We start from the raw sequence: 20780 nt of genomic DNA, 5'->3' as shown, positions 1-20780 counted from the left end.
GCGAGGCCCATCATGAGCGACGTCATCGATCTTCAGCGCTACCCCCTGCACCGCGAAGGCAGCCCGGACTGGCATCAGCTGGTCGACCAGTCCCGCACCGCCCTGCACCAGCACGGCATGTTCAACCTGGAGGGCTTTATCCTGCCCCAGGCGCTGGAGCAGGCCACGGCCGGCATCCTGCCCATCATGAACCGCGAGTCGCACACCCACAGCCGCACCCACAACATCTACTTCAAGCCGCAGATCGACGGCCTGCCCACCGACCACCCGGCCCTGCGCCAGGTGGAGACGGTCAGCCACACCCTGTGCGCCGACCAGTTGATGGGCAGCCTGGTGAGCGAGGTGTACGAATACCCACCGCTGGTGCGCTTCCTGGCCGCGGTCATGGACAAGTCGCAACTGCACCTGATGGACGACCCGCTGGCCCGGGTCAACGTGATGAGCTACCGCGAAGGCGAGACGCTGAACTGGCACTTCGACCGTTCGGAGTTCACTACCACCCTGATGCTGCAAGCCCCGGCCCAGGGCGGCGAGTTCCAGTACCGCACCGACCTGCGCAGCGCCGACGACCCCAACTACGCCGGCGTTGCCGACCTGCTGGAAGGCCGTGACCCGCAGGTGCGCACCCTGGCCTTGCGCGCCGGCACCCTCAACGTATTCCGTGGCAAGAACACCGCCCACAGGGTTACGCCGGTATGTGGCCAGCGCGAGCGACTGGTGGCGGTGTTCTCCTACTACGAGCGCCCCGGGGTGATCTTCAGCGCCGAGGAGCAACTGGGCTTTTACGGCCGCACCGCCTGATCTACGCAGCACCCGAACAACAAGAATCGCGACATCGCTTACCCCTGCCGAACCATTCGAACCTTTGGGGAAACCTATGCACGTCATCCATCGCTGCACCCGTGTGATCGCCACCTGCCTTGCCCTGACCAGCGCCCTGGCCAACGCTCAACCCTGGACCACCGTGCGCGTGGCCACCGAAGGCGCCTACGCGCCCTGGAACACCACCCTGCCCGGCGGCCAAATCGCCGGCTTCGAGCCCGAACTGCTCAGCAACCTGTGCGCCCGCGCCCAACTGGACTGCCAGCTGCAGGCCCAGGACTGGGACGGCATGATCGCCGGGCTCAACACCGGCAAGTTCGACATGCTGATGGACGCCATCGTCATCACCCCCGAGCGCCAGGCCGTGGTCGACTTCTCCCAGCCCTATGCCGCCACCCAAGGCGTGTTCGTCAGCGCCACGCCCGATGTGATCGCCAGCGCGCCCAGCGACCAGGCGGTGAAACTCGACGGCACTGCGGCCACGGATCAGGCCACCATCGCGGCGCTCAAAGCCATGGTCAAGGGCAAGACCATCGGCATTCAGTCGGGCACGGCGTATACCGATTTCGTGCAGAAAAACTTCGCCGACGTGGCGACGATCAGGGTCTACAAGAAGTCCGGCGAGCACATGATGGATTTGACGGCGGGGCGTATCGACTTTGCTTTCGATGACGTGACCTTCTTTGCCTCCGCCCTGCAGACGCCCGAGAACCAGGGCGTGCGCATGGTGGGGCCGAAGATTGGCGGGCCGATCTGGGGGCCGGGTGAGGCGCTGGCGTTTCGCAAGGCCGACACCGACCTGAAGGCGCGGCTGGACGAGGCGCTGAGCCAAGCGCTGGCCGATGGCACGGTGAAGAAACTGTCGGACAAATGGTTTCATGCCGACATTACTCCGTAAGCACCTGGCTTGAAACTGCGGTGCCTGCATCGCGACCAAGGTCGGCTCCTACGCCGTCCGTGGTAGGAGCCGGCCTTGGCCGCGATGCAGACGACGCGGTTACGCAGCGGCCACGGGGTTGCGGCGAACGCCTCCGGCATGCCAGTGTCTATACTGGCGTACGCAGCCCATCCGGCCAGGCAGGATACGTGAAACCTTCGACCTTCATGCAAGTGCTGTTGTGTCTCTGGCTGAGCCAGGTGCCCACTGCCTCGGCTGCGCCCTATCAGGTCGTCACCGAAGAGTGGGCGCCCTACAACTACATGGAGAATAACCAGGTCACGGGCATCACCACCGAGATCGTGCGGGCGATCATGGCGCTGACCGGCGACGAGTTCCCCCTGCAATTGCTGCCCAGCATGCGCAGCACCCACGCCCTGCAGACTCGCCCCAAGACCATCATGTATTCGTTGTTCCGCACCCCGGAACGCGAGCCGCTGTACAAATGGGTGGGGCCGATTGTCGAGGAGGCCATCTACCCCTACCAATTGAGCAACATGCAGCCGCTCGACAGCCGCGAACAATTGCTCAAGGCCCCCCAGATCACCACCCGCCAAGCCGGACTGATCCCCGACATGCTGCGCGCGCAGGGCTTCGGCAACCTGGACAAGAGCGCAACCAGCAACCTGCAGCTGTACCGTATGCTGCTGGCCGGGCGTACGGACCTGATCGTCGGTGACACGCCGTCGGGCGTGGCCTATTACAGCCGTGTTTTGAACATTGCCCCCGGCACCCTGCGCCAGATTCCGGTCGAGCTCTATCGCTCGTCGCTGTACATCGCCTTCAGCCGCGACGCGGACGACAAGGTGGTCGCCGCCTGGGCCAGCGCCCTGGACCGGCTGCGCCATTCGGGCGAGCTGGAGCGTATCCAGCACCGCTACGATCAGCCCCTGGCGCCTTGAGCCGGGGATTTTTCATGTTGGTTACCTACGCCTGACAGCCCATCGGGCGCATAATGCTGGCTCGTGTCTCAGACGAAGCAGTCCCCGTCAGATGGAAACCGCAATGACCAGAAGTACCCTGCGCACCTGCGCCCGCCGTGCCCTGCCGGCCCTCCTTATCCTGCAACTGGCCCTGCTGACCGGCTGCGCCGGCGACCCCTCGCGCTGCTACGCCAAGGCCCTGCCCACCCAGGGCGAAGGCAGCCTGGCCTGGGGCCCAAGCCTGAGCGCGGCCAGCAAGAAATCCCTGGCCAATTGCAAAACCTACGCAGAGCGCTCGGGCGGCACGCCGCGCACCTGCAAGGTGGTGTTGATGCAGTGCAAATCGTAAAGCAGCACCTACCTTTGTAGCAGCGGCCGCCAGGCCGCGTCACAGACGCCGCGTATTGCCTGATGCTACGCGTCGTTCATGACGCAGCCTTCGGCAGCTGCTACAGGTGCCAGTTCAGGGCAGCCTGCGCAGCGGCCAGGTCGGCGTACAGATCATGGTTCCACACCCAATCGAACCGTTCGGCCAGCGTTGCCGCCATCAGCACCTCATCGCCCTCACAACGGCGATACTCGTACAACTCCCCCGCCTCCCTCGAGGTGCGCTGAACCTGACAGGCACGCGGGCGGCGGATCGCGTCATACACCTCCAGCACCTGCTGCGCCGGCCCGTCCAGCACACGCACATCGCCCAGCAAACGCGCCAGCAGCCACGCATCTTCCAGCCCCTGCCCGGCACCCGCCCCCTGATGCGGCAGCATGGCGTGGGCGGCATCGCCAATCAACGCTACGCGGCCATGGACGTACCCAGGCAGCTCGGCCAGGTCGTGCAGCGCCCACAGGGTTGGCGAGGGGATGCACTGCAGCAATACACGCACGGCATCGCCCCACTGCGAAAAGGCGTGCAGCATGTCCGCCTGGGAAGTGGCTTTCACCCACGGCTGGCCCTCGGGCCACTGCGGCTCGGGCTGGCTGCGATCGGAGATAAACGCCACCACGTTGATCAACCGCCCTTGCTTGACCGGAAACGTCAGGATATGGGCATCCGGCCCCAGGTACATCTGCGGCACGTTGATCAGATGCTCATCCACGCCCGCCTCGCGATACGCCGCGCGCAGCAGCTGGCTGTCGATCATGCCCCGATAAGCACAGGTGCCGCTGTAGCGCGGCGTAACCACCGGTTGGCCGAGGCCGCGCAACACATGATCACGCACCGTGGATTTGATGCCGTCGGCGGCGATCACTACATCGCAGCTGTGCTGACTGCCGTCGGCAAAGTGCACGCACGCCTGCTCGGCATGCTGCTCGACGCTGACTGCCCGCTTGCCGAAGCGCGCTATCCCCTCAGGCAGTTGGCGGGCCAAGGCATCGAGAAAGTCGGCACGGTGCACCGACGACTGGCCCACGCCAGGCGCCACGCTGGCGCCCAGGTAACCGGCGTCCAACCCGCGCCGCCATTCGAACCACACGTCCTGCCAGGGCGCCGGGGTGCGGTCGGCGATCTGCGCGTAGGCAGCGCCGATGCCCAGGCCGTCGATGGCGCGCACGGCATTGGCGCCGAACGACACGCCCGCACCGACTTCGCCGAACGCCGCAGCGGCCTCGAACAATTGCACATCCAGATGGGTATGGCGGCACAGGTCCAATGCCAGGGCAACGCCGGCAATGCCGCCGCCGATGATGGAAACACGCAAGCGGGTCATGGGGGATTCCTCAGGTCTTGTTGTTGGAATACCCCGATCATGCCCCTGCGGTCCACTATTGATAAATGGTCCAGCCCGTATAGACAGTATCACCAACCTGAATAGACACTGCGCACAGCCGACAACGAGAACAATGGCCATGCACCTGCGCGATATCGACTTGAACCTGCTGGTGATCTTTCACCAGATGCTGCTGGACCGAAACGTCTCCACCGCCGCCGAACACCTGGGCCTGAGCCAGCCGGCCGTGAGCAACGCGCTCAAGCGGCTGCGCGATGCCTTGCATGACGACCTGTTCGTGCGCACCCGCCAGGGCATGGAGCCCACCGCCTTCGCTGCGCAATTGGCCGAGCCAGTGTCCTTGGCGATCAGTACCCTGCAAGGCGCGCTAAACCAGCCTGCCGGCTTCGACCCGGCCACCAGCCGGAAGCGCCTGGTGGTGGCCATGAGCGACATTGGCGAAATCTACTTCATGCCCAAGCTGATCCAGACGCTGCTTGAGCGCGCCCCGGGTATTTCACTCAGCACCCGGCGCAGCGACGCCGACCTGCCGCGCGCCATGGCAGCCGGTGAGGTGGATCTGGCGGTGGGCTTGCTGCCTGATTTGCAGGCCGGGTTTTATCAGCGGCGGCTGTTTCATCATCGTTATGTGTGCCTGTGCCGCCAGGGGCATCCGCTGACGCAAGGGCCCATGACCCGGGAGGGCTTTCGCGCCCATGGGCACGTGCGCATCCTGGCGACCAGCACCGGGCATGGGGAAATCGACGCGCACATGCAGCGGGCCGGGTTGCAGCGGGATATTCGCCTGGAGGTGCCGCACTTTGTGGCCGTGGGGGCGATTTTGCAGCACACCGATCTGATCGCCACCGTGCCGCAGCGCTTTGCCGACAGCTGCGTGGCACCGTTCGGCTTGACCGCCCTGCCCTTGCCGGTGACGCTGCCGGACATCGCCATCAATTTGTTCTGGCACGCCAAGTTCAACCGCGACCCGGCCAACCAGTGGTTTCGGCAGTTGATGGTGGAGTTGTTCAGTGATTGAACACCGTGTCACCCCTGACGCCGTCCTGTAGCAGCAACTGTCTCTGTGGGAGCGGGTTCTACCCGCGAAAAGGACGCCACGTTGCGCCAGGTAATACGCGGTGTTCTTTTCGCGGGTAGAACCCGCTCCCACAGGGGGTGGTGTAGCCGCTGCCGAAGGCTGCGTCAGGGGCGCCGCAGCTACTTGACGAACCGCGTTTCCTTCGACGGCCGATAACCGAAGTAACCGCTGTAGCAGCGACTGAAATGGCTAGGCGACACAAACCCGCAGGCCACCAGCACTTCCACCATCGAAAGCTCAGTGTGCTGCAACAACCGCCGCGCCTCGATGATGCGCAGCTCCAGGTAATAGCGCTGCGCCGTGGTGCCCAACTGCTCCTTGAACAACCGCTCGATATGCCGACGCGAACGCTTGGCATACGCCGCCAGTTGCGCGAACTCCAGTGGCTCTTCGAGGTTGGCGTCCATCAGGTCGATGACCTCACGCAGCGCCGGGCTGACCGAGACGTTCTTCGACGGGTTGATGCGCCGGTAACGCGACTCGCCAAAGGCCAGAATGTCTTCGATGCCCTCGATCAAGGCCTTGTCATGCAAGCCCTTGATCCACTCCAGGGTCATCTGGAACGCCCCGGCCGGGCTCGACGCCGTCAGGCGATCGCGGTCCAGCACGCAGGTTTCGCTGGTAACGTGGGAGGTCTTGGCAATCTCGGCCAGGGCCGGTCGGTGTTCGGGGTGGATCACGCAGCGGTAACCGTTGAGCACGCCAGCACGCCCCAGAAACCAGGCACCGTTCCACAAACCGGCCAAGGTAACCCCGCGCTTGGCGGCGCTTTCAATGAAGTCGATCAAGGGCTGGCTGGCCTTGAGCTCGGTGCGGTGCCCGCCGCAGATCACCAGCAGGTCCAGGCCCTCCAGCAAGGCCGGGCTGAGGGCTGCATCCGGGCGAATCACCAGGCCCAGGTCGCTGATCACCTCGCCAGGCTCAAGGCCGACGGTGGTGGTGGTGAACAGCTTGGGCCGCAGCAGGTTGGCAGTGACCAGGGTGTCCAGCGCCTGGGTGAAGGCCGGCAGCGAGAAATGCGCCAGCAACACGAAGGCCACACGGCTTTGCCGCGGCGCAGGTGGTTCGGTCGGTGCGGCGCGGCCAGTGGTCCTGGCTTCGTGAAAACCGCTGAGGGTGGTGCGTGCAGTCAAGGCGTGCCTCATGAATCAGAGCAGGAGAAAACCGTGCGCCAGCGGGTCGCTGTCGTCGACGAAAATAGTATTGTGGCCGATGATCTTTGCCCAGCCGCCGATGCTGGGACGAATGCCCTCATAGTCGCCGACCTTGACCCGCGCTTCAACTCGGCCTTCGAACAACGTGCCGATCAGGCTCTCGTGGCGGTACCGATCGCCCACCGCCAACCGCCCCTTGCCCACCAGCTGCGCCATGCGCGCCGACGTACCGGTGCCGCCGGGCGAACGGTCGATGGCCTTGTCGCCGTAAAACACCGCGCTACGGCCATCGGCGCCGTCGTGATGGGAGCGGTCGCACCAGATCACGTGGTGCACGCCCTCAATGGCTGGATGCTGCGGATGCTGCGGGTTGCACACCTCGGCCAACGCCGTGCGCAAACGGCGGCTCAGGCTGACGATATCCGCAGTGACCAGGCCGTCCAGCCCCGGCCAGTTGGCCTGCGGCTCGACCACAGCGTAGAAGTTGCCGCCGTAGGCGATGTCCACGGTCAGTGGCCCCACGCCCGGAACCTCCACCACCACGTCGGCAGCGTGCAGGTAGCTGGGCACGTTGAGCAGGCGGATCGAACTGACCCCGCCCTCGCCCATCTCGTACTGGGCGTCCACCCGCCCGGCCGGCGTCTCGATGGCCAGCAACCCGGGCGTGCGGGGCGTCACCAGGCCCTCTTCGAGCACCACGGTGGCCAGGCCGATGGTGCCTGCGCCGCACATGGGCAGGCAGCCGCTGACCTCGATGAACAGCGCGGCGAAGTCGCAATCCTCGCGCACGCTGGGGTAAATGATGGCCCCGGACATTACCTCATGGCCGCGCGGCTCGAACATCAGCGCCGTGCGCACCCAGTCATGGTCACGCACAAACAGGTCGCGGCGCTCGGCCATGGGCAGCATCGGCAGCAGCGGCGCGCCGCCGGCCACCACGCGTACCGGGTTGCCGCAGGTGTGGGCATCAATGCAGAAAAAGCTGCGTCTCATCAAACACTCCTCAGGCCAACTGGCGCGGTGAATGACGCTGCAAGGCGCCACGGGACAAGCGGTCGAGCAACAGCGCCACCGCGACAATGGCAAGGCCCGCGCGCAGGCCCAGGCCCATCTCCATGCGGGTCAGGCCGCGGGTCACTTCCGCGCCCAGACCCCCTGCCCCTACCAGCCCGGCCAATACCACCATGGCCAGCGACAGCAAAATGCACTGGTTGAGCCCTACCAACAGGGTCGGTGCAGCGGTGGGCAATTCGATCTTGAACAGGATGTCGCGCGGCGAAGCCCCTGAAGCCTGGCCCAACTCCAGCAGGTCCTTGGGCAGTTGCTTGAACGCCAGGGTGGTCAGGCGCAGCATCGGCGGGATGCCGTAGACGATGGTGGCGATGATCGCCGGCACGCGGCCCAGGCTGAACAGCATCACCGCCGGGATCAGGTACACCCACGGCGGCACGGTCTGCATGATGTTGAGGATGGGCGTGATAAAGGTGTCCACGCGTTTGACCCGCGCCGCCAGCACGCCCAGCGGGAAGGCCACGGCCACCGAGATCAGCACCGCCACCGACACCAGCGCGATGGTCTGCATCGACGCCAGCCACAGGCCGGAAAACAGGCAGAACGCCAACATCAGCCCGGCAAAAACAGCCACCCGGCGATGGGCGAAGAAGAACGCCAGCACCACGACGATGGCGATCAACAGCAGCGGGTGCGGCGCCAACAGCAGCGACTGCACCGCGCCCAGCACGGCCTCGATCACCTGGCTGATGACCACGAACAGGCCATGCAGGTGACGGTTGAGCCAGTCCACGGCGGGCGCCAGGTACTCGCCCGGGGAAAAATGCAGGTCGGGAAGGCTCATGAGCGGGCTCCTTCGTTGCTGCGCACGGCGCTTTGCGCCAGGCGATCAAGGATCATGGTGAGGATGACGATGGCGATGGCAGCGTTGATCGACTTGGCGATGTCCAGGGTGCGCACCGCACCGTAGATGGCTTCGCCCAGGCCGCCGGAGCCGACGATGCCGGCGATCACCACCATGCCGAAGGCCATCATCAGGCTCTGGTTGATGCCGGCCATGATGCTGGGCATGGCGAACGGCAGGCGGATCTTGAAGAACATCTGCGCTGCCGTGACGCCGCTGGCGTCACCCAGTTCGATGAACTCGCGGGGCGTCATGCGGATGCCCAGCGAGGTCAGGCGCAACACCGGCGGCACGGCGACGATGAAGGTGGCCAGCAGCGCCGTGGCCGGGCCGTAGCCCAGCAAGGCAATGGCCGGCAGCAGGTAGATGTAGGGCGGCAGGGTTTGCACCAGGTCCAGGCACGGGTCGACCAATCGGTCGAAACGCGGCGCCAGGCCTGCGGCCACCCCCAGCGGGATGCCCACCACCAGGGCCAATACCGTGGCGGTCAGCACCCAACGCCAGGGTGCTGACGGTGGCCGGCCACAGGCCGATCAGCTCGCAGCACAGCAAGGCGACGAAAGTCAGCAGCGCAAAGCGCCGGCCCACCGCGCGCCATCCCAGCAAGGCAATGATCAGCGCCACCACGTAGAACGGCGGCAGCGCGATCACCCACACTACGGCCTCGTACAGGCCCTTGAGCGCGGCATTGGCCAAGTCGAACCAGTTGGCGCCGTGGTCAGACAGCCATTGCAGGCCGGCGTCCACGTTTTCATCAAAGGGTTGGGAAAAATCCGGCAGGTTCATTTCAGCGTCTCCACGGCCTGGGCGGCCTCGGTGAATTCACTGGGGATGCCCTGCACGCCGCGCAGCAGGTCGCGCGGTGTGATGATGCCCACCACCTGGCCGTCGTCGACCACCGCCAGGGCGTCGCGGTCCGAGGCCATGGTCAATTGGATCAGCTGGTCGATGTCGGCTTGCGGGGTGGTGCGGGTCAGGCGGCTGATATCGACGTTGGGGTGGGCGGCGCGGTAGGCCGCCACCGGGGTCATCACCGAATGCGCCTTGACCAGGTGCAGGCGCGAAATGCCGGCGACAAACTCGGCCACGTAATCGTCGGCCGGGTTGAGCACGATGTCCTCGGCCGTGCCCACCTGGATGATCACGCCGTCCTTCATGATCGCGATGCGGTCACCGATGCGGATGGCTTCGTCCAGGTCGTGGGTGATGAACACTGCCGACTTGCCCAAATCCTTGGTCAGTTGCCGGAATTCGTCCTGCAACTGGCGGCGGATCAATGGGTCGAGGGCACTGAAGGGTTCATCCATCAGGATGATTTCCGGGTCGGCGGTAATCGCCCGGGCCAGGCCCACGCGCTGTTGCATCCCGCCGGACAATTCATTGGGGTAACGCTGGGCCCAGTCGGTGAGCCCAACCTTGGCCAGGGCGCGCTCGGCCACCTGGTAACGCTCGGCCTTGCCCACGCCCTGCACTTCCAGGCCAAAGGCGGTGTTTTCCAGCACGGTGCGGTTGGGCAGCAGCGCCACGCTCTGGAACACCATGCCGATGTGGCGGGCGCGCACTTCGCGCAGTTGCGCAGGATTCAAGGTGGACAGGTCCTGGCCCTTGACCACGACCTTGCCTGCGCTGGGGGTGATCAGCTTGTTGAGCAAGCGGATCAGGGTGGATTTGCCACTGCCGGACAGGCCCATGATGCAGAAGATCTCGCCGCGGCGAACCTGCAGGCTGACGTCGGATACCCCGACCACACAGCTGAAGTTTTGCAGCACCTGGGTTTTGCTCAAGCCCTCGTTGACCACCGCTTTCATGGCGGCACCGGCGCTTTGACCAAAAATCTTCCACAGCGACTGGCAATCGATCAGCACTTCGTTGGCGTTTACGTTGGACGTTTTCATGTGGGAACCCGTAGAACCAGTTTTTCGCTGGTTTTTCTCATTAATCCAAGTTCGGCAGTGGCGTGATTCAGTGCAGCGTTATTATTGTTTTACGTTTTCCCAGCGCTTTAGCAGCTCGCCATGGCTGGAGGTCCAGTTCTGGATGGCCTGCTCCATGGTCTTGCCGTCTTTCACTTCGCCGTTGATGGCGGTGATGTCGGCCACCGGCACAAACACACTGGCCATCAGCTCGCGAGCCCGCGGGTATTCAGCTGCAAAGCCCTTGTGGCCCACCCAGTAGTAGCCCTGGGGTGGCGGGAACACATTTTTCGGGTCCTTGAGGAACTTGAGGTCGAACTTCTGCGCCATCCACGACGGTTCCCACACCGTGACCGCGATGGGTTCCTTGCGGTCCACGGCCGACTTCAGCGCGGCAGTCATGGCGGCGGTACTGCCTTCCACCAGTTGCAGCTTGATGCCGTATTCGCTGACGGCCTTGGTGGCGTCGCTCATCAGGCCCGACCCCGGCTCGATGCCAATGATCTTGCCGCCCAGCTTGTCGGCGTTGTCGTTGAGTTGATCCAGCGAATCGATGGGCACGTACTTGGGTACGGCGATGCCCTGGTACAGGCCATGGGACACCGGCGAGAGTTTCTCCAGGCGATTTTTGTTCTTCACCCAGTAGTCATTGGCCGCGTAGTCAATCTGCGATGCCAATACCTGGATATCGCCTTTGCCCAGGGCGGCGTAGGCAATGCCCCACTCGGAGAACTCCACCACCTTGACGGTGTAGCCCGAGTCTTCCAGCACTTTCTTGGTAATCCCGGTAATCGGGGTCAAGTCTTCCCAGGACAAGGTGCCCATGGTGATGGTCTTTTCTTCAGCATGGACTGGCAACATCACCACGCCCGCCAACGTTGCTGCGCAAAGTGCTTTCCACATCGTTCTCATGACTGACCTCGTAGTACGCAATAAAAAACCAGGTTTATGTTTATTAAAGCCACACGTGCTCGCGCCGGAAACTTCGCCCCAGCCGATGTACCTCGTTACCGTTTGAACAGCTCGTTACGACTGAAGCAGGCAACTCCCCTTGCCTTTTACTCCGGTGTCACGGCCACTTATTGCCAGGGTTTGCACCCCGTGAAAGTTCGCCGAGTCCATCGACTTCAAGCCCTTGCGGCGCGATAAAGATTTCCATGTTTTCCCGCGACAGCTCCCAGTGTTCGAACACCAGGTCCACCACGGCACTTTCATCATGTTTGCCGATGGCCTCGATAAAGGCGTCGTGATGTTCCACCGACAAATCCAGGCGCTGCTCCATGTCCGGGTCGCGCGGCCGGTAAAACGTGTGGCCGATGCGCGCGTGGTCAATCAGCAGGCGGCCCAGGCTGGGTTCCAGGTAGGGGTTGCCGGCCATCTCCCCCATGATCTCGTGAAAGCGGTTGTTCTCCAGCACCATGCCGAGCGCATCCTTGGCCTGGGTGGCCTGGCGGAAGCGGAACTGCGTCTGCTTGAGGTCGTCCAGTTGCCGCGGCCGGAAGTTGTGCACGGCCAGGCGGCCAATGGCAGCGTAGATCATCGGCGCCACCAGAAAGAAATTGCGCAGGGTCTGGTAGTTCATGGCGATCACCCTGGCGCCACGGTTCTCCTGAATGTCCAGGTAGCCTTCGCCGGCCAGGCGGCGAAACACCTCGCGCACCGGGGTACGGGACAGCCCGTAGCGCTCGCTCAGGCCCACCTCGTCCAGCACTTCGTCCGGGCTCAGTTCCATGGTCAGGATCTGGCGTTTCAAGTCGTCGTAGAGACTGTTCTTGCCGCTTTTCACAAACGACCTCCAAGGGTGTTTACCGTCAGTAGCGGTCGGCTTATGGGAATCAGACTGGCACGGGGACGGGCATCGGTCAACGACCTGTATTCATGCTGTATACACGCAGAATACCCAAAAAATTCTTTGCGAATTTTTATAAACCGTTTGTTTTCAACGGCTTAACCCCACACCCCTCAGGCAGGGGTAGTCGCTTTCAGGAATGAAGAGCGTCGGTAATGGAATGGTCACGGGCGGCGCCCGCGCACCGTCCCCCGCCGATTGCAGGTCTGGTGGCGACACCCGAAAACGGCGCAAAGGCCCGTTTTACAAGGGCTCCGGCGGCCTGGGGGATCCCCCGACGGGTCCATCCAGCGCAATTTTCACTCACTCAAACGACCCACAGGGGGGCTCTAGACACCCCGAATAATCCTGCCCTATAGTGCGTCGACACGATGTATACACGAAGTATTCATAGCCCGATCATGTGACGGCGCGATGACTCCACCTCACCAATGGACAACAACAATCAGGTCGTTGAAATGGCAAAGGTCACCCATGTTCCCGCCGATGACGCCACGTGTGGCTGGTACCACCTGGCCCCGCCGCGCACGCCGCGCCCCGCCCATGTGGGCACCCGCTCCGCGCGCTGGGTGGTGTTGGGCGCAGGGTTCACGGGGCTGGCCGCCGCACGGCAACTGGCCACGCACTTCCCCGATGAAGAGATCGTGCTGATCGACGCCCAGGCCGTGGGCTATGGCAGCTCGGGGCGCAACGCCGGCTTTGCCATCGACCTGCCCCACGACATTGGCGCCGACGACTACATCGGCGACATCGCGGTCGCCAAGATCAGCCTGGCGCTGAACCTCAAGGGTCAGTCCATCCTCAAGGACTTGGTCAAGCAGCACAGCATTGATTGCCAACTGCGTGAATGCGGCAAGTACCAGGCTGCCATCGAAGGCCGCGGCATTGCCGTGCTGGACGCCTACCGTCGCGGCCTGGACAAGCTGGACCAGCCCTATGAAGTGATCAACCAGCAGGATTTGCCCCAGCACATCGGCACCTCGTTCTACCGCCAGGCGCTGTTCACCCCCGGCACCGCGCTGATCCAGCCGGCGGCGCTGGTGCGCGGCCTGGCCGACAGCCTGCCGAGCAATGTCACGCTGTACGAAAACACCGTGATCACCGAGGTGGAATACGGCGCCAAGACCCGCCTGGTGCATGCCGGCGGCGCCATCGTCGCCGACAAGCTGGTGATGACCAACAATGCCTTCGCCATGAGTTTCGGCTTCCTCAAGGGTCGCATGCTGCCGATCTTCACCTACGGCAGCCTCACCCGCCCCCTGACCGAAGACGAGCAGGCACGCCTGGGCGGCAAACCCTACTGGGGCGTGATCCCGGCCGACCCGTTTGGCACCACCCTGCGCCGCACCGTGGACAACCGCATCCTGGTGCGCAACAGCTTCAGCTTCAACACCGATGGGCGCAGTGATCCCAAGTACCTGCGCCGCTTCATCAAGCGCCACCAGGCCTCGTTCCGCGAGCGCTTCCCGATGCTGCCGCAGGTGGACTTCGAGTACACCTGGGGCGGTTCGCTGAGCCTGTCGCGTAATCACATGGCGCACTTTGGCCAACTGGCGCCCAACGTCTACGGCGCGTTGTGCTGCAACGGCCTGGGGGTGACCCGCGGCACGGTCACCGGCACCTTGCTGGCCGACTGGCTGGCGGGCGAAAGCGATCACCTCACCGACTTCCTGCTGGCGGCCCCCGGCCCCAGCCGCAACCCGCCCGAGCCGCTGTTGTCGGCCGGGGTGAACATGAACCTGGCCTGGGGCCAATACCGCGCTGGCAAGGAGAGCTGATTCACCCGTTGCATCGTTTCACAGCACCTGCAAGTAAAAACAAAAACAACCCACTGCGGTGGGAGCTGGTTGACCAGCGAGCTTTTCGACACCTGCCCTAACTCGCTGGCCCACCAGCTCCCAGGTTCGCCTGTTGATCGGGAATGTTCATGTTCCCGACAGTCGTCAGGCGATATAGGAGACAAGCATGAAAAGTCCTACTTGCTGTATTGAAGATGTTCCACTCAACGCCTTTCACCGCAAGTTGACCGTCCGTTCCGGCGGCGGTTCTTTTGTCGACGGTTATGTACTGAGCATTATCGGCATTGCCATGTTGCAAATGTCCGCCGCGTTGCATTTATCCGAATTCTGGCAAGGCATGATTGCCGCGTCGGCCTTGATCGGTGTTTTCTTTGGCGGTTTTCTCGGTGGTGTATTGACCGATAAATTAGGCCGCAAGAAAGTCTATTTCATCGGCCCGATTCTTTTTATTGTCTGTTCCCTGGCACAACTGTGGGTGGAGTCCGCGCCTGCACTGTTCGTGTGCCGCTTTGTCCTGGGTTTGGCGGTGGGCATCGAGTACCCGGTGGCCACCGCGCTGCTGGTGGAGTTTTTGCCGCGCAAGTACCGTGGCCCGCGCCTGGCTGGCCTTACCATCATGTGGTTCGCCGGCGCCGCCTTTGCCTACATCGTCGGCAACACGCTGATCACCCAGGGCGGCGATGATGCCTGGCGCCTGGTGCTGGCCAGCACCGCAGTGATTGGCCTGGCGTTGCTGCTGTTGCGCCTGGGCACGCCGGAATCGCCACGCTGGTTGCTGAGCAAAGGCCGCCCCGATGAAGCCGAGCAGGTGATCAAGAGCGTCTACGGCGCGCAATTCTCCCTGGCCAACCTGCCCGAGCAACCGGACCAGGGCAGCACCTCGCTGTGGGGGCTATTGAGCCGTGGCTATGGCAAACGCCTGGTGTTCGTCACGTTGTTCTGGTCGTGCTCGATCATCCCCGTGTTCGCCGTGTACGCCTTCGCGCCCAAAGTGCTGGATGCCTTGCACCTGAAGGGCGACTGGGCCGCTTTCGGTTCCATCGCCATCACCCTGCTGTTCGTCATTGGCTGCGTGTTCGCCAGCAAGCTGATCAACGTCATGGGCCGGCGCAGCATGCTGATCCACAGCTTCCTGTGGTCAGGGCTGGCGCTGTTGCTGCTGGGCCTGTTCCCCGATGGCAACGAGATGCTGGTGCTGGCGCTGTTCGGCGCCTACGCACTGTTCATCGGCGGCGCCCAGGTGCTGCAACTGGTGTACCCCAACGAGCTGTTCCCCACTGAAATCCGCGCCGTGGCCGTGGGCATCGGCACGTCGCTGTCGCGCATCGGCGCCGCCGTTGGCACCTATTTGGTCCCCTATTCCCTACAGAGCGTCGGCATCGGCAACACCATGTACGTCGCCGCCGCCGTGACCCTGGTGGGCCTTGCCGCCGCCTGGGCCATGGCCCCTGAAACCAAGTCCCTGAGCCTGCGCGACGCCGCCGCGCTCAGCCATTGATCTGCCACCCTTATCAAGGAGACACCTGCATGAACTTCGACGGTATCTTTACCCCCGCCATCACCCCGCTCAACGCCCAGGGTGAAATCGACCACGTAGCCTTCACCGAAACCCTGGAATACCTGATTGAATCCAAGGTGCACGGCATCATCATCGGCGGCTCCACCGGCGAGTATTACGCCCAGACCGCCCAGGAACGTTTCGACCTGGGCGCCAAGGCCAAGGCCGTGATCGGCAACCGCCTGCCCCTGGTGATCGGCACCGGCGCCATCCGCACCGAAGACTCGGTGGCCGTCGCCCAGGCCGCACGCGAGATCAAGGCCGATGCCATCCTGGTGGGCTCGCCACCCTATGCCCTGCCTACCGAGCTGGAAAACGCCGCCCACCTGCACGCCGTGGACCGCGCCGCCAACCTGCCGATCATGCTCTACAACTACCCGGCGCGCATGGGGGTGAGCATGGGCGCCGCCTACTTTGCCGCCATCGCGTCGAGCAAGAACGTGGTCGCCATCAAGGAAAGCTCCGGTGACATGGCGCAGCTGCACTTCCTGGCGCGCAACTACCCCAACATTGCCTTGTCCTGCGGCTGGGACGACCAGGCCCTGGAGTTCTTCGCCTGGGGCGCGCGCAGTTGGGTGTGCGCCGGCTCCAACTTCATCCCCCGCGAGCACGTGGCGCTGTATGAAGCCTGCGTGATCGAGAAAGACTTCGACAAGGGCCGCAAGATCATGTCGGCGTTCATGCCGCTGATGGACTTCCTGGAAAGCGGCAAGTTCGTGCAGTCGATCAAGTACGGCTGCGAGCTCAACGGCCAGGCCACCGGTGGCGTGCGCGCACCGTTGCAGGCCATGAGCGGCGAAGAGAAACAGGCACTGAAAAATGTCATCACCGACCTGAAACGTGAAGTGGCGCAGATCACCGGAGGTGCCAAATGAGCGACTTGCTGACCACCGAACAGTACCAGGCCATTGCCGACAAGCTGGTGCTGCCGACCCAGGCGTTCGTTGATGGCGCGCCCTACGCCTCGCGCTCGGGCGACACCTTCGCCACCACCAACCCGGCCACCGACCAGGTGCTGACCCACATCGTCGCCTGCGACGCCAGTGACGTCGACCACACCGTCGCCGCCGCCAAGGCCGCCTTCGAGGACGGGCGTTGGAGCAAACTGTCGCCCGGCGCGCGCAAGAAAGTACTGCTGCGCTTCGCCGACCTGCTGGAGCAGAACGCCCGCGAACTGGCGGTGATGGAGAGCCTGGACAGCGGCAAGCCAATCCGCGAATGCGAGCTGGTGGACGTGCCGGAAACCATCCACATGGTGCGCTGGCACGCCGAGCTGATCGACAAGATCTACGACAACACCGCCCCCGTGGGCCATGACGCCCTGACCCTGGTGGTGCGCGAAGCCATCGGCGTGGTCGGCCTGGTGCTGCCGTGGAACTTCCCGCTGCTGATGCTGGCCTGGAAAATCGCACCGTCGCTGGCCGCCGGCTGCTCCATCGTGGTCAAGCCGGCGAAGGAAACCACCCTCACCGCCCTGCGCGTGGCCGAACTGGCCTTCGAGGCCGGCATCCCGGCCGGCGTGTTCAACGTGCTGCCCGGTGGCGGCAAGGAAGTGGGCGAGCCGCTGGGCCGGCACATGGACGTGTCCATGGTCAGCTTCACCGGCTCCACCGCCACCGGCCGGCTGTTCCTGCACTACGCCGCCGAGTCCAACCTCAAGCGCATCGTACTGGAGTGCGGCGGCAAGAACCCGGCCGTGGTCATGAGCGACGTGGAAGACCTGGACACGGTGGCCGGCCACGTGGTCAACGGCGCGTTCTGGAACATGGGCGAGAACTGCTCCGCCTCTTCGCGCCTGATCGTCAACGCAGACATCAAGGACGACCTGCTCGAACGCATCGGCGTGCAGATGCGCGAATGGAAAATGGGCAACCCCCTGGACCCGCAGAACCGCATCGGTTCGATGATCAGCAAATCGCACTTTGCCAAGGTACAGTCGTACCTGGAACAGGCGGCCAGCGAGAAGCTGAATGTGCGCTTTGGTGGCAACACCGAACAGGGCATCTTCGTGGAGCCAACCGTGCTGGATGGCGTGAGCCGTGACAGCCGTCTTTTCCAGGAAGAAATCTTCGGCCCGGTGCTGTCGGTCACCACCTTCAACACCCTGGATGAAGCCATCGCCTTGGCGAACGACTCGGTGTACGGCCTGGCGGCCTCGGTGTACACCGACAACCTGCGCAACGCCATCAAGCTGGCGCGCGAGATTCGCGCGGGCATCGTCACGGTGAACTGCTTCGGCGAAGGTGATGCCTCCACGCCGTTCGGTGGCTACAAGGAATCGGGGTTTGGTGGGCGTGACAAGTCCATCTGGGCGCATGACCAGTACACCGAAATCAAGACCATCTGGATTGACGTGTCGCAGGGTTAAGCACTCACTGAACCACCGCGCCGCCTGTGACGCAGCCTTCGGCAGCTGCTACAGAGTGCGGTACACAGCCGGTGTAGCAGCAACTGTCTTGAAACCGCGTTGTCTGCATCGCGACCAAGGTCGGCTCCTACACCGTACGTGGTAGGAGCCGGCCTTGGCCGCGATGCAGACGACGCGGTCTATCCGTAGCCGCTGCCAACAGGCTGCGCTGGCCGGCGTGAACCCTGCAGGTTTGCAGCGTGGCTCAGGGCCAGCGCAGCCTGCGGCAGCGGCTACGGCGCCTTGAAACCGCGTTGTTTGCACGCGACCAAGGTCGGCTCCTACACCGTACGTGGTAGGAACCGGCCTTGGCCGCGATGCAGACGACGCGGTCTATCCGTAGCCGCTGCCAGGCTGCGCTGGCCGGTGTGAACCCTGCAGGTTTGCAGCGTGGCTCAGGGCCAGCGCAGCCTGCGGCAGCGGCTACGGCGCCTTGAAACCGCGTTGTCTGCACGCGACCAAGGTCGGCTCCTACACCGTACGTGGTAGGAGCCGACCTTGGCCGCGATGCAGACGACGCGGTCTGTCCGTAGCCGCTGCCGACAGGCTGCGCTGGCCGGTGTGAACCCTGCAGGTTTGCAGCGTGGCTCAGGGCCAGCGCAGCCTGCGGCAGCGGCTACGGCGCCTTGAAACCGCGTTGTCTGCACGCGACCAAGGTCGGCTCCTACACCGTACGTGGTAGGAGCCGACCTTGGCCGCGATGCAGACGACGCGGTCTGTCCGTAGCCGCTGCCGACAGGCTGCGCTGGCCGGTGTGAACCCTGCAGGTTTGCAGCGTGGCTCAGGGCCAGCGCAGCCTGCGGCAGCGGCTACGGCGTCTTGAAACCGCGTTCTCTGCACGCGACCAAGGTCGGCTCCTACACCGTACGTGGTAGGAGCCGGCCTTGGCCGCGATGCAGACGACGCGGTCTATCCGTAGCCGCTGCCGACAGGCTGCGCTGGCCGGCGTGAACCCTGCAGGTTTGCAGCGTGGCTCAGGGCCAGCGCAGCCTGCGGCAGCGGCTACGGCGCCTTGAAACCGCGTTGTCTGCACGCGAGCAAGGTCGGCTCCTACACCGTACGTGGTAGGAGCCGGCCTTGGCCGCGATGCAGACGCCGCGGTCCTGTAGCAGCTGCCGAAGGCTGCGTCTGGCGCACGCGGTGCATCAGACGGAGGCGGAGTACGCCGTTGCTGCTACAGAACATTCCTGAAATTTCTTCACAACGGTACGCAGGCCGGGCCGGCTTATCACTGGCCCGCCGCTGCTCTACTGTGAAATACCCCCTCCAACTGGAAGATTTGCATGAGCGATGTAACCGTAGTCATTGGTGCCGGCTCGATCGGCCAGGCGATTGCCCGCCGGGTCAGCGCCGGCAAGCACGTGGTGCTGGCTGACCTGCGCCAGGAAGCAGCTGATGCCGCTGCCAAAGTCCTCAATGACGCCGGCTTCGAGGTGACCACCACGGTGGTAGACGTAGCCTCGCGCGCGTCGGTCGCGGCACTGGTGGCCAAGGCCACTGCGCTGGGCGACATCACCGGCGTGATCCACGCCGCGGGCGTATCGCCCTCCCAGGCGCCACCGGCCACCATTCTGCGCGTTGATCTCTACGGTACCGCCCTGGTGCTGGAGCTGTTCGGCGACGTGATCGCCAAAGGTGGCTCGGCCGTGGTCATCGCCTCGCAATCGGGTCACCGGTTGCCGGGCTTGACCATGCAGCAGAACAAGGCGCTGGCCCTGACCCCGACTGAGCAGTTGCTGGCATTGCCCATGCTTCAACCTGATCAGGTCACGGACCCGCTCAATGCGTACCAGTTGTCCAAGCGCGGCAACGCTTTGCGGGTGGCAGCTGAGGCGGTGCGCTGGGGCAAACGTGGGGCGCGGGTCAACACCATCAGCCCGGGTATCATTTTCACGCCGCTGGCGCGCGATGAGCTCAATGGGCCGCGGGGGGATGGCTACCGCCGCATGATCGAATCCAGCGCGGCAAAGCGCGGTGGTACGCCGGATGAGGTTGGGGCGGTGGCGGCGTTGCTGATGGGGGCGGAGGGGACGTTTATTACCGGTAGCGATTTTTTGATGGATGGGGGTGTCACGGCTCAGTACTGGTACGGCGACCAGTAAACCGCGTGCCGCGGAAGCTGCGCCCCTGTTGCTGTAGCTGTGGCTGTGGCTGTGGCTGTGGCTTTTGATCTTGCTTTTGATCTTGATCTTGGCCCCGTTAAGCGTAGGCCCGACTGGAGGCGTTGCCCACGCGGCTGCCCGCAGGGCCCTTCGGCGCAGCCGAAGGAAACGGCAGCCCGCCCGCTTCTATAGCGGGTGCCGTTTAGCCGCGTGGGCGACGCCGGAAGGAGGGGACCCGGAGCGCAGCGTAGGGGCCAAGCAGGGGCGAGCCCTTTTTGGTTACTTTTTGGGGCGACTGCCAAAAAGTGACCCGCCGTAAGGGCGGAACCGTCGGTGGTCGCCCCCGCAGCAATGGATATACTCACGAACGAAAAAGCGAGATCCACAGATCGTGAGCATATCCATTATCGAGGGTGATGCAGAATCACCGTTCCGCCCTTACGGCGGGTCACTTTTTGGCAAACGCCCGGTGTGCCGGCCCAGCCAAAAAATAACCAAAAAGGTCTTGCCCCCGAGCCCGGTCCCTACGCTTCGCTCCGGGTCCCCTCCCTCCGACGTCGATCAAGCGGACGACGGCCCGGAATAGAAGCGCC

At 64.0% G+C, this 20780-nt stretch carries 17 protein-coding genes and 1 pseudogene; 10 read left to right on the top strand and 8 right to left on the bottom strand.

What is annotated here, in order from left to right; genetic code table 11:
* Positions 1 to 12: 12 nt before the first annotated feature.
* The 4 genes from ACZ9GA_RS08795 to ACZ9GA_RS08780 all read left to right on the top strand — a co-directional run bounded on the left by ACZ9GA_RS08795 (position 13) and on the right by ACZ9GA_RS08780 (position 3031).
* On the top strand, positions 13 to 801 hold the full coding sequence (locus ACZ9GA_RS08795) for a HalD/BesD family halogenase (RefSeq protein ID WP_457363051.1): 789 nt from the start codon (positions 13 to 15) through the stop codon (positions 799 to 801).
* Between the two features lie 76 nt (positions 802 to 877).
* Positions 878 to 1720: a transporter substrate-binding domain-containing protein gene (locus ACZ9GA_RS08790; protein ID WP_457363052.1), complete on the top strand. Its 843-nt coding sequence runs from the start codon at positions 878 to 880 to the stop codon at positions 1718 to 1720.
* Positions 1721 to 1908: 188 nt separating this feature from the next.
* Positions 1909 to 2661 (top strand): substrate-binding periplasmic protein, encoded by a 753-nt coding sequence (locus ACZ9GA_RS08785; protein ID WP_457363053.1) that lies wholly within the window; start codon positions 1909 to 1911, stop codon positions 2659 to 2661.
* 103 nt (positions 2662 to 2764) lie between these two features.
* Positions 2765 to 3031, top strand: a complete 267-nt coding sequence (locus ACZ9GA_RS08780; protein WP_457363054.1) for a hypothetical protein — start codon at positions 2765 to 2767, stop codon at positions 3029 to 3031.
* Positions 3032 to 3131: 100 nt separating this feature from the next.
* Here ACZ9GA_RS08780 and salA read toward each other — a convergent pair whose 3' ends face one another.
* Positions 3132 to 4391 carry a salicylate 1-monooxygenase gene (gene salA / locus ACZ9GA_RS08775; RefSeq protein WP_457363055.1) on the bottom strand — a complete coding sequence of 420 codons (1260 nt, stop codon included), beginning with the start codon at positions 4389 to 4391 and terminating at the stop codon, positions 3132 to 3134.
* Positions 4392 to 4530: 139 nt separating this feature from the next.
* Between salA and ACZ9GA_RS08770 the strand changes: the two genes are divergently transcribed.
* The gene (locus tag ACZ9GA_RS08770; protein ID WP_457363056.1) at positions 4531 to 5430 is read left to right on the top strand and encodes a LysR family transcriptional regulator; all 900 of its coding nucleotides are present in this window, start codon (positions 4531 to 4533) and stop codon (positions 5428 to 5430) included.
* A 179-nt stretch (positions 5431 to 5609) separates the two neighbouring features.
* Here ACZ9GA_RS08770 and ACZ9GA_RS08765 read toward each other — a convergent pair whose 3' ends face one another.
* From ACZ9GA_RS08765 to ACZ9GA_RS08735, 7 genes and pseudogenes are all read right to left on the bottom strand, one after another.
* Positions 5610 to 6623: a GlxA family transcriptional regulator gene (locus ACZ9GA_RS08765; protein ID WP_457363057.1), complete on the bottom strand. Its 1014-nt coding sequence runs from the start codon at positions 6621 to 6623 to the stop codon at positions 5610 to 5612.
* A gap of 15 nt (positions 6624 to 6638) precedes the next feature.
* Positions 6639 to 7637, bottom strand: a complete 999-nt coding sequence (locus ACZ9GA_RS08760) for a 4-hydroxyproline epimerase (RefSeq protein WP_457363058.1) — start codon at positions 7635 to 7637, stop codon at positions 6639 to 6641.
* 10 nt (positions 7638 to 7647) lie between these two features.
* A complete protein-coding gene (locus tag ACZ9GA_RS08755; protein WP_457363059.1) occupies positions 7648 to 8499 on the bottom strand; it encodes an ABC transporter permease in 852 nt (283 codons plus the stop codon).
* A pseudogene (locus tag ACZ9GA_RS08750) lies at positions 8496 to 9345 on the bottom strand (ABC transporter permease). The gene ACZ9GA_RS08755 and the pseudogene ACZ9GA_RS08750 overlap by 4 nt, the downstream one beginning before the upstream one ends.
* On the bottom strand, positions 9342 to 10454 hold the full coding sequence (locus tag ACZ9GA_RS08745; protein WP_027981804.1) for a quaternary amine ABC transporter ATP-binding protein: 1113 nt from the start codon (positions 10452 to 10454) through the stop codon (positions 9342 to 9344). The pseudogene ACZ9GA_RS08750 and the gene ACZ9GA_RS08745 overlap by 4 nt, the downstream one beginning before the upstream one ends.
* A gap of 81 nt (positions 10455 to 10535) precedes the next feature.
* Positions 10536 to 11384, bottom strand: a complete 849-nt coding sequence (locus tag ACZ9GA_RS08740) for a glycine betaine ABC transporter substrate-binding protein (protein WP_457363061.1) — start codon at positions 11382 to 11384, stop codon at positions 10536 to 10538.
* 157 nt (positions 11385 to 11541) lie between these two features.
* On the bottom strand, positions 11542 to 12258 hold the full coding sequence (locus tag ACZ9GA_RS08735) for a GntR family transcriptional regulator (protein WP_457363062.1): 717 nt from the start codon (positions 12256 to 12258) through the stop codon (positions 11542 to 11544).
* Positions 12259 to 12779: 521 nt separating this feature from the next.
* On the opposite strand from ACZ9GA_RS08735, the gene ACZ9GA_RS08730 reads away from it, so the two are divergent.
* The 5 genes from ACZ9GA_RS08730 (at position 12780) to ACZ9GA_RS08710 (ending at position 20187) form a co-directional block, all read left to right on the top strand.
* Positions 12780 to 14099, top strand: coding sequence for an NAD(P)/FAD-dependent oxidoreductase (locus ACZ9GA_RS08730; protein ID WP_457363063.1), 1320 nt, complete (start codon positions 12780 to 12782; stop codon positions 14097 to 14099).
* A 187-nt stretch (positions 14100 to 14286) separates the two neighbouring features.
* Positions 14287 to 15618: an MFS transporter gene (locus ACZ9GA_RS08725; protein WP_457363064.1), complete on the top strand. Its 1332-nt coding sequence runs from the start codon at positions 14287 to 14289 to the stop codon at positions 15616 to 15618.
* A gap of 29 nt (positions 15619 to 15647) precedes the next feature.
* A complete protein-coding gene (locus tag ACZ9GA_RS08720; RefSeq protein ID WP_457363065.1) occupies positions 15648 to 16553 on the top strand; it encodes a dihydrodipicolinate synthase family protein in 906 nt (301 codons plus the stop codon).
* The gene (locus ACZ9GA_RS08715) at positions 16550 to 18046 is read left to right on the top strand and encodes an aldehyde dehydrogenase (protein WP_457363066.1); all 1497 of its coding nucleotides are present in this window, start codon (positions 16550 to 16552) and stop codon (positions 18044 to 18046) included. Before ACZ9GA_RS08720 ends, ACZ9GA_RS08715 begins: the two co-directional genes overlap by 4 nt.
* Before the next feature lie 1322 nt (positions 18047 to 19368).
* On the top strand, positions 19369 to 20187 hold the full coding sequence (locus tag ACZ9GA_RS08710; RefSeq protein ID WP_457363067.1) for an SDR family oxidoreductase: 819 nt from the start codon (positions 19369 to 19371) through the stop codon (positions 20185 to 20187).
* Positions 20188 to 20780: the final 593 nt, after the last annotated feature.

This window comes from Pseudomonas sp. TE3644, from assembly GCF_056278815.1.
This window is presented reverse-complemented; position numbering and strand designations above follow the sequence as displayed.

What these genes read in the sequence shown, in the direction of transcription:
- ACZ9GA_RS08795 (WP_457363051.1), top strand. Translation starts at nt 13, where the DNA reads ATGAGCGACGTCATCGATCTTCAGCGCTACCCCCTGCACCGCGAAGGC.
- ACZ9GA_RS08790 (WP_457363052.1), top strand. Translation starts at nt 878, where the DNA reads ATGCACGTCATCCATCGCTGCACCCGTGTGATCGCCACCTGCCTTGCC.
- ACZ9GA_RS08780 (WP_457363054.1), top strand. Translation starts at nt 2,765, where the DNA reads ATGACCAGAAGTACCCTGCGCACCTGCGCCCGCCGTGCCCTGCCGGCC.
- salA (WP_457363055.1), bottom strand. Translation starts at nt 4,391, where the DNA reads ATGACCCGCTTGCGTGTTTCCATCATCGGCGGCGGCATTGCCGGCGTT.
- ACZ9GA_RS08770 (WP_457363056.1), top strand. Translation starts at nt 4,531, where the DNA reads ATGCACCTGCGCGATATCGACTTGAACCTGCTGGTGATCTTTCACCAG.
- ACZ9GA_RS08760 (WP_457363058.1), bottom strand. Translation starts at nt 7,637, where the DNA reads ATGAGACGCAGCTTTTTCTGCATTGATGCCCACACCTGCGGCAACCCG.
- ACZ9GA_RS08755 (WP_457363059.1), bottom strand. Translation starts at nt 8,499, where the DNA reads ATGAGCCTTCCCGACCTGCATTTTTCCCCGGGCGAGTACCTGGCGCCC.
- ACZ9GA_RS08745 (WP_027981804.1), bottom strand. Translation starts at nt 10,454, where the DNA reads ATGAAAACGTCCAACGTAAACGCCAACGAAGTGCTGATCGATTGCCAG.
- ACZ9GA_RS08740 (WP_457363061.1), bottom strand. Translation starts at nt 11,384, where the DNA reads ATGAGAACGATGTGGAAAGCACTTTGCGCAGCAACGTTGGCGGGCGTG.
- ACZ9GA_RS08730 (WP_457363063.1), top strand. Translation starts at nt 12,780, where the DNA reads ATGGCAAAGGTCACCCATGTTCCCGCCGATGACGCCACGTGTGGCTGG.
- ACZ9GA_RS08725 (WP_457363064.1), top strand. Translation starts at nt 14,287, where the DNA reads ATGAAAAGTCCTACTTGCTGTATTGAAGATGTTCCACTCAACGCCTTT.
- ACZ9GA_RS08720 (WP_457363065.1), top strand. Translation starts at nt 15,648, where the DNA reads ATGAACTTCGACGGTATCTTTACCCCCGCCATCACCCCGCTCAACGCC.
- ACZ9GA_RS08715 (WP_457363066.1), top strand. Translation starts at nt 16,550, where the DNA reads ATGAGCGACTTGCTGACCACCGAACAGTACCAGGCCATTGCCGACAAG.
- ACZ9GA_RS08710 (WP_457363067.1), top strand. Translation starts at nt 19,369, where the DNA reads ATGAGCGATGTAACCGTAGTCATTGGTGCCGGCTCGATCGGCCAGGCG.